The 7,235-nt window shown below is 37.6% G+C and carries 6 protein-coding genes and 1 other annotated feature (1 of these 7 only partly in view); of the genes, 2 read left to right on the top strand and 4 right to left on the bottom strand.

Translation table 11 applies throughout. The features are described from left to right. The 3 genes from nagB to pheA form a co-directional block, all read right to left on the bottom strand. Positions 1-272: the 5' end (the start) of a glucosamine-6-phosphate deaminase gene (gene nagB, locus P3F81_RS00360; protein ID WP_147669252.1), read on the bottom strand. Its footprint begins 463 nt before the window's first position; only the first 272 of its 735 coding nucleotides appear in the window; it begins with the start codon at positions 270-272; its stop codon lies beyond the left edge, outside the window. 421 nt (positions 273-693) lie between these two features. Further along, the gene (gene aroF, locus P3F81_RS00355) at positions 694-1,710 is read right to left on the bottom strand and encodes a 3-deoxy-7-phosphoheptulonate synthase (RefSeq protein WP_147669254.1); all 1,017 of its coding nucleotides are present in this window, start codon (positions 1,708-1,710) and stop codon (positions 694-696) included. A 16-nt stretch (positions 1,711-1,726) separates the two neighbouring features. Beyond that, the gene (pheA, locus tag P3F81_RS00350) at positions 1,727-2,587 is read right to left on the bottom strand and encodes a prephenate dehydratase (protein WP_147669255.1); all 861 of its coding nucleotides are present in this window, start codon (positions 2,585-2,587) and stop codon (positions 1,727-1,729) included. A gap of 47 nt (positions 2,588-2,634) precedes the next feature. Then, positions 2,635-2,887, bottom strand: a binding site (T-box leader). 240 nt (positions 2,888-3,127) lie between these two features. Here pheA and P3F81_RS00345 point away from each other — a divergent pair. Continuing rightward, the gene (locus P3F81_RS00345; protein WP_147669257.1) at positions 3,128-4,684 is read left to right on the top strand and encodes an ABC-F family ATP-binding cassette domain-containing protein; all 1,557 of its coding nucleotides are present in this window, start codon (positions 3,128-3,130) and stop codon (positions 4,682-4,684) included. A 169-nt stretch (positions 4,685-4,853) separates the two neighbouring features. Continuing rightward, positions 4,854-6,074, top strand: coding sequence for a purple acid phosphatase family protein (locus P3F81_RS00340; protein WP_309320517.1), 1,221 nt, complete (start codon positions 4,854-4,856; stop codon positions 6,072-6,074). A gap of 20 nt (positions 6,075-6,094) precedes the next feature. Here the strand turns inward: P3F81_RS00340 and P3F81_RS00335 are convergent, their stop codons facing one another. Beyond that, entirely contained in the window at positions 6,095-7,225 is a 1,131-nt protein-coding gene (locus tag P3F81_RS00335) for a phosphonoacetaldehyde reductase (protein ID WP_147669261.1), read from the bottom strand. Positions 7,226-7,235: the final 10 nt, after the last annotated feature.

Raw genomic sequence — 7,235 nt, 5'->3', positions numbered from 1 at the left:
TATTTGAAAAAGTTTTCGTGCATAAAATAATGATAACTATTACAATCTTCCCTCTTTAATCCCAGATATTCATCAAGATTAAAAGTAATGACCTCCGAAAAATCCAACCCTATTTCTTTATGTACACGTATCAAATTTTGATACATCAATAAAGGGGTACTTCCTGTTGCCAAGCCAAGCACACTATCAGGTTTTAAATAAAGTTGTCCTGCTACCATTCTTGCCGCTGTTGCACTCATTTTCTCGTATGAATTTGTTACAATTACACGCATTTTCATCTCTCCCCATATGCAATTTTTCCTTTTATCAGCATCATCATAATCTTTATATCTTTCTTAAAATTCTGCCTACCCTTTATTTTTTACTTCTATATTATAGATAAACATAAATTAATTCTAATGAAAAAGCTGACTTTTTCGTCAGCCATTTATTCACAATCAGCATTTAAGCTTTCACCTTCTAGGTAACTATTGTAATTATATATTTACCTAGAATTACCTTGCCTATGATAGATAAATCTTCAAAAATAAATTTAATGTTTGTAATCGCTTTCTATTTTTCAAAAAAATGATTAAATTTATCGCATTCCTTTTCCAGCAACAATAATGGACATTAGCTATTATAAAAATCTAGAAATAAAAAGAATGACAACTTTCTAGTCCGTTGCCATTCTTTACTATAAATATGCTCAGCTTATAAATTTTCTGTTTTAATGAACTCTGCCAACTTAAAGACACTATTCATTGTTTTGTAGTAGTTTTCAGGGCACAAGGACTGTGTTCCATCAGAAAGTGCTTTTTCAGGATTTGGATGCACTTCTATCATTAATCCATCTGCTCCGGCAGCAACAGCCGCCATTGCCATTGGTTTTACCTGGCGCCATTTTCCCGTACCATGACTTGGGTCAACGATAATCGGCAAGTGACTTAAATGATTTATAATTCCTACTGCACTTAAATCCAATGTATTTCTTGTATATTCTTCATACGTTCTAATTCCACGTTCACAAAGAACAACATTTTGATTGCCTTCACTTAAAATGTATTCTGCCGCATGCAACCATTCATTAATCGTCGCTGCCAAACCGCGCTTTAAGAGAACAGGCTTGTTTGAACGCCCTACTTCACGAAGCAAACCAAAGTTTTGCATATTGCGAGCCCCAATTTGTAACATATCCGCATATTTTGCAACAGTCTCTATCGCTTGCACCTCAGTTACTTCTGTAACAATCTTCAATCCAGTGCGTTCTCTAGCTTCCGCTAAATATTTTAAACCTTCTGTTTCTAGCCCTTGGAATGCATAAGGAGATGTGCGTGGCTTATAGGCCCCGCCTCTTAAAAATTGCGCACCGCCTGCTTTTACGATATCGGCAGCTTCAAATAATTGTTCCCTGCTTTCCACCGCACATGGCCCCGCCATAACGATTAAATTTCCTCCACCGATTTTCACACCAGCTACATCTACAATACTGTCCATTGGATGAAACTCTCTACTTACCAATTTATAACTTGACGATACTTCCACGCTTTTATCAACACCACTCATTGCATCTATTGTCAATCTCGCCATAATGCTTTTATCGCCGATTACACCAATAATCGTCTTTTTCTCTCCTTCTACAATATGCGTTTTTAAGCCAACGGAGTGAACCCGTTCAACTACCGCCTTGATTTCTTCACTTTTTGCATCACTATTCATAATAATTACCATAAAATATTCCTCCATATTAATTATTAATTTTTTGATCTATTTTTATGCCTTTAAAAGAACCTAAATTCTTCATCCATAAACTCTTTTTTTGCACCTCAGCCAATGCACCTTGGACATTTTTATCTTGACCAGAACCTTCCATATCCAAAAAGAAAATATATTCTCCTAACCCAGTTCGCGCTGGACGCGATTCAATCCTTGTTAAATTGACTTCATATTTTGCGAAAGCCAACAAAACTTCACAAAGGCTTCCTGATTTAGCTCCATTTATTTGACAGATAATTGATGTCTTTGCGCCTCCACTAATCAGATTGTTCTGTCGTTTTTTCAATAAAATAAAGCGAGTACAATTTGTATTATTATCCTGAATTTCTGTTGCTATTGTCGTTAAGTGATAAATATCACCAGCCCTTTTCGGACAAATCGCAGCATATCCTTTCACTCCACTGGCTACGATTTCTGCAGCCCGTGCAGTACTCGATACTTGTCTAATTTCAACATCTTGATAATGCTCTTTTATATAAGTTCTGCATTGAGCTAATGGTTGAGCATGTGAAATTATCGTCGTGATTTTTTCATTTGGATCTTTTGCCATCAATTGATTATGCACCATCCAGGCAATTTCTCGTTCTATTTGTAAATCAACATCATGCGCTAATGTATCAAGAGTAATATTGATTGCCCCTTCAATAGAATTTTCTACGGGAACAATCACTTTGTCAACTTCATGATTATCTACAGCGCAAATCGCATCGTAAATGCTTTGAAACGGTTTGAGTTTCCATGTAATTTGTGGAGACTCTTTCTGCAAAAACAAAGCAACTTCTTCGCTGTGCGTCCCTTGCGGCCCAAGAAAACCTAATTTGCACTCTTTCAAATGTACTCCCCCTTCTCTGAAAACTAAAAAAAAATCCCTCGTCCTATATAAAGGACGAGGGCTCAAATCGCGGTACCACCTTAATTATTTGTCAATGACAAATCACTCTATAAAGTACGGGCATAAAGCCGATACTTCCCTTTTCTGATAACGGTAAAGGTTCCGACACCACCTACAACAAAGTTCAGTGGGCAACTCCAAGGCGAACTTCCCCATATCATCTAATATCAGGATTCCAGCAAACTCCCCGACTCTCTGTAATCATCAGCTATGGCTACTTTTCCTTTTCATCATCTTTCTCATAAATGAAATTACGCTTATTTTAGCACAATAAAAAACTGCATGCAAGCATTATTTGAAAAATATGTACAACCAGAACATTCTATGTGTACATTTGTTCTTTTACCCCATTGTCAAACTTCTTATTTCCGTTAAAACATGAAAAACATTTGCTTTAAATTGATCAATACGATATTCTACTGTGTATAAAAGAAATATTCTTTCATTTGTTATTAAATAATTACTTAAAAGGAGTCTTTCATGAGTGTATTAAATGTTGAACACGTATCCCATGGATTTGGGGCAAGAACGATATTAGAAGATGCATCTTTCCGCCTTTTAAAGGGAGAGCATGTCGGTTTAATTGGTGCAAATGGCGAAGGTAAATCTACTTTTTTAAATATTATTACCGGGCAATTACAACCAGATCAGGGAAAGGTTTCTTGGTCAAACCGTGTAACTGTTGGCTATTTAGACCAACATTCCGTATTAAAAAAAGGCATGACGATTCGCGAAACACTTCGTACTGCCTTTGACGATATGTTTAAGTTAGAACAAGAAATGATCGCGCTTTACGACAAAATGGGCGAAGCTTCCCCTGACGAAGTTGACAAAATGATGAATGAAACAAGCGAAATTCAAGATATTCTTGACCATAACAGCTTCTATACCATCGATGCAAAAATTGAAGAAATCGCCAACGGATTAGGTCTAGGCTCAATTGGACTTGATAAAGACGTAACTGATTTAAGTGGTGGACAACGGACAAAAGTATTATTAACAAAATTATTATTACAAAATCCAACCATTCTTATTTTGGACGAGCCGACAAATTATCTCGATGTTGAACATATCGAGTGGTTGACAAATTACTTGAAAAATTACGAAAATGCCTTTATTCTCGTATCCCATGACATTCCATTTTTAAATAGTGTAATCAACGTTATCTATCACGTAGAAAACGCTACATTAACACGATATACCGGTGACTATGAACAATTCCAAGCCATGTATGCAATGCGTAAAAAGCAAGAAAATGCCGCCTTTGAACGCCAACAACAAGAAATTGATCGTTTGGAGGATTTCATCGCTAGAAATAAAGCGCGCGTAGCAACACGCGGTATGGCAAACAGCCGTCAAAAACGATTAGATAAAATGGAAATCTTAGAGAAGCCAAAAGAAAAACCGAAACCGCATTTCCACTTTAAAGAAGCCAGAACACCAAGCCGCTTCGTCATTGAAGCAAAACATCTCGTATTAGGTTACGATGAACCATTGACGAAACCAGTAAATATTACCTTAGAACGCGGACAAAAAGTTGCGATTCGCGGCGTAAATGGCTTAGGAAAAACAACTTTATTAAAAACGTTATTAGGCATTATCCCATCAATTTCCGGTAATGTGGAATTAGGCGATTTTGTCATGCCTGGCTATTTCGAACAAGAATCTAGCCGAGACAATGATAATACTGCTTTAGAAGAAGTATGGCAAGAATATCCTGGCATGAGTAATTTTGAAGTTCGTGCTGCACTAGCAAACTGCGGATTGACGAATGAACATATCACTAGCAAGATGATGGTACTCAGTGGTGGTGAAGCTGCCAAAGTACGACTCTGTAAAGTGATGCAGAAAAAAATCAATCTTCTTGTCCTAGACGAGCCGACAAACCATTTAGACGTAGAAGCAAAAGATGAATTAAAACGCGCCTTAAAAGAATACAAGGGAACGATTCTTCTCGTATCCCATGAACCTGAATTCTATGAAGATTGGGTAACTGACGTTTGGAACGTTGAAGGATGGACAACAAAAATCGTATAAAATAATAAAAATAGACTAGCTTTCTTTTATGAGGCTAGTCTATTTTTATTTTATATAAAATAGACTTTTAATTTTGCTAAAATTTTAATTCCCTATAAATTCTAGTCATCGAATAAATTAAGCTGATTTTGTTAAACTAAATCTACAACATTTGCTAGGGGGGTGCGTTTTGAAAAAGTGGTACTTTGTTTTGATTATTTTATGCCTTAGCCTTGGAACAATTTATGCATTTCCTTTTTTAGAGAATGCAATTACTGCACCAACACCAAAATACGTTCGTCAAGTGATTACTGCTGATAGTACATCAAGCCGTACCATTAGCTGGCAGACCGACCTAACAGATACCCCTCAGTTTATCGAATACAAACCATTAAATAGCGAAACCCTGATAAAAAAGCAAGCCATAACAAAAATATTAGCTACCGACCTCGGTGATTTTCAACTACATTCTTTAACCTTGACCGAACTTATCCCAAATACAACTTATCGCTATCGCGTAGGCAGCGATGATGCATATTCAGACTGGTATACGCTATCTACTGCCGCGAAAGAATCAAATTTTTCTGCGCTTATTTTTCCTGATTCGCAATGCTCCGATTATACAGTTTGGGGTGATACGGTAACCAGTGCAATCACTGCGCACCCAACCACACAGTTTTTTATTAATATGGGCGACCTCGTTGATAATGGTGCCAGCTTTTATCAATGGCAAGCTTGGCTCGAGGGTGCCAAACCTTTATTACCACTAATACCGATAGCCCCAATCGAAGGAAATCACGAAGCTTACTCTTTGGAATGGGAATTTACTTTACCGACACTCTATCTTTCCTTATTTGACCTACCTCAAAATGGCGCGAAAGACTTACCTGGCCAAACGTACTCTTTTGATTATGGTGATGCACATTTCGTCGTTTTAGATAGTCAAGAAAAAGAGCTCGACGCCTATCAGCCCAATTTAACTGCTAAACAAATTCCTTGGCTTACACAAGATTTAGCCACCACAACAAAAAAATGGAAAATCGTATTGATTCACCGTGGATTGTTCAGCCATCCAGATACCGCAAATTTAAATGATCTCGGCAAGGCATTTATCCCTATTTTTGATCAATATCACGTAGATGTTGTCTTTAGCGCGCATATTCATTCTTATGGACGAACAAGACCGCTTTACCATGGGGTTCCTGCTGCAAACGGAACAGTCTATATTTCAACAGGACGTAGCGGCGATAAAACTTGGGAAAGTTCACTTGCCAAACCTTACGAAGTCATTTTTGACCGCGCACTTGATCAACCAAATTATTTAGTTCTAAATGTTAATTCTACGACTCTAAAAGTAACCGCCCAAAAACAAGACTCCATAATCATTGATACATTCGAAATAAAAAAATAAACCAAACCGCAATTACAAAATCAATATATGTTTTTTAATACAGTCAATACAGCGTCTTTCGTTACAACTACTGGATTATTATCCGCTCTCCCCTTAGTAAAGGCATGATGCAAAATTTGCGGAAAATCCTTCAATTCAATACCATAATTTTGAAGTTGATGTCCATATCCACCAAGCTGCATCATCCGCTGTATCCATTTTTCTACTTCAGCAACGTTTTCACAATTGAAAGCCGTCAGAAGTTCCTGTTTATTCTTAATTTCCACCTCGTTTAACTTCATAAATGCAGCGAGCGACAAAGCGGCTGCAATTCCATGTGGAATACCGAACTGCGAAGTAAGCGGATAGGATAAAGAATGACAAATCGTCGTTTTCGTATTGCTAAATGCTATTCCTGCATACAAACTTCCCTTGCCAATATCTTCACGCAAGGATAAATCCTCAGGATTTTGCAACAACAACTCTAGACTTTCTCTTATCCTTCGTATTGCTGCAAGAGCAAATGTCTGTGATACCTCGTTTGTCCGTTTTGCCCAATAAGCCTCCGTTGCATGACATACTGCATCAAGCGCTGATGATACCGTAAGTCCAACTGGCAATGCTCTTGTTAGTATTGGATCGACAACTGCAATACGAGCAAAATTTTTCGGATTATTCAGCGATAGTTTTCCACCCGATTCTTTATCCCAGATAGTCGCCCAAGGTGTTACTTCTGAACCCGTACCAGAAGTAGTCGGAATCCCAAACCAAGGAATGACAGCCTCTGTATAACTTCCCTTTCCGATACACTCTCTAAGCATTGCAACATCAGCAAGCTCCATTTTGTGAAGCGTTGCGATGCTTTTCCCCATATCGAGCACACTGCCTCCGCCAACTGCGATGACAAGATCAAAGTCAACGCTCTCTAGCTCTTTTAATAATTGAAAAAGTTCACTAATATCAGGATTGCTTACACCAAAGACGATTTCATGAACCTCATATTCATTTAAAGCAGCCCTTATCTGTTTATATCCTGCTGATAATTGAAAATCTCCGCCACGCGTAATCAGTAATATTTTATTTATCTGTAACTGCAGTTTTTTGATTGATTTATCTAAAGCACACAATGTTCCCTGCCCAGCAACGATATGTACGGGATTAAAAAATTCCATTACGTATTCC

The organism is Selenobaculum gibii, from assembly GCF_030273445.1.
Classification (GTDB): Bacteria; Bacillota; Negativicutes; order ICN-92133; family ICN-92133; genus Selenobaculum; species Selenobaculum gibii.
This window is presented reverse-complemented; position numbering and strand designations above follow the sequence as displayed.

Bases quoted from the DNA above. Each gene is read 5' to 3' on its own strand.
- aroF (WP_147669254.1), bottom strand. From the start codon at position 1,710: ATGGTAATTATTATGAATAGTGATGCAAAAAGTGAAGAAATCAAGGCG.
- P3F81_RS00345 (WP_147669257.1), top strand. From the start codon at position 3,128: ATGAGTGTATTAAATGTTGAACACGTATCCCATGGATTTGGGGCAAGA.
- P3F81_RS00335 (WP_147669261.1), bottom strand. From the start codon at position 7,225: ATGGAATTTTTTAATCCCGTACATATCGTTGCTGGGCAGGGAACATTG.